Source organism: Roseobacter sp. FCG-D35, assembly GCF_033436665.1.
GTDB lineage: Bacteria > Pseudomonadota > Alphaproteobacteria > Rhodobacterales > Rhodobacteraceae > JAWQFO01.
Genome location: NZ_JAWQFO010000021.1, coordinates 1 through 1,187, shown reverse-complemented (window position 1 = coordinate 1,187; position 1,187 = coordinate 1). Strand labels below are relative to the sequence as shown.

At 66.6% G+C, this 1,187-nt stretch carries 1 protein-coding gene; it reads left to right on the top strand.

The genetic code is table 11. The features are described from left to right. The coding region (gene tuf, locus R5H30_RS21720; RefSeq protein WP_318330864.1) for an elongation factor Tu at nt 1-1,176 on the top strand (1,176 nt) is incomplete at its 5' end. Between the last annotated feature and the right edge of the window lie 11 nt (nt 1,177-1,187).

The following is a 1,187-nucleotide window of genomic DNA, read 5'->3' as shown; positions in this document are numbered from 1 at the left end:
ATGGCCAAGGCAAAGTTTGAACGCACGAAACCGCACGTGAACATCGGGACGATCGGTCACGTTGACCACGGCAAGACGACGCTGACGGCGGCGATCACGAAGTACTTCGGCGACTTCCGTGCGTATGACCAGATCGACGGGGCTCCGGAGGAGAAGGCGCGCGGGATCACGATCTCGACGGCGCACGTGGAATACGAGACCGACGCGCGCCACTACGCGCATGTCGACTGCCCGGGCCACGCCGACTACGTCAAGAACATGATCACCGGTGCGGCGCAGATGGACGGCGCGATCCTGGTTGTGAACGCGGCCGACGGCCCGATGCCGCAGACGCGCGAGCACATCCTGCTGGGCCGCCAGGTCGGCATCCCGGCGATCGTGGTCTACATGAACAAGGTCGACCAGGTCGACGACGAGGAGCTGCTGGAGCTCGTCGAGATGGAAGTGCGCGAGCTGCTGTCCTCCTACGAGTACCCGGGCGACGACATTCCGATCGTCAAGGGCTCGGCGCTGGCGGCGATGGAAGGCCGTGACGAGGCGATCGGCGAGAACTCGATCCGCGAGCTGATGGCGGCGGTCGACGAGTACATCCCGACGCCCGAGCGCGCCGTGGACCAGCCGTTCCTGATGCCGGTCGAGGACGTGTTCTCGATCTCGGGCCGCGGCACCGTGGTGACGGGTCGCGTCGAGCGCGGCGTGATCAACGTCGGCGACGAGATCGAGATCGTGGGCATCCGCGACACCAAGAAGACGACCTGCACGGGCGTCGAGATGTTCCGCAAGCTGCTGGATCGCGGCGAGGCGGGCGACAACATCGGCGCGCTGCTGCGCGGCGTGGAGCGTGACGGCGTCGAGCGCGGCCAGGTGCTGTGCAAGCCCGGCTCGGTCACCCCGCACACCGAGTTCGAGGCCGAGGCCTACATCCTGACCAAGGAAGAGGGTGGCCGTCACACGCCGTTCTTCGCCAACTACCGTCCGCAGTTCTACTTCCGCACGACGGACGTGACCGGCACGGTGAAACTGAACGAAGGCACCGAGATGGTGATGCCGGGCGACAACGTGAGCTTCGGCGTCGAGCTGATCGCCCCGATCGCCATGGAGCAGGGCCTGCGCTTCGCCATCCGCGAAGGCGGCCGCACCGTCGGCGCCGGCGTCGTCTCCAAGATCACCAAGTAAGCCCGCGGGCT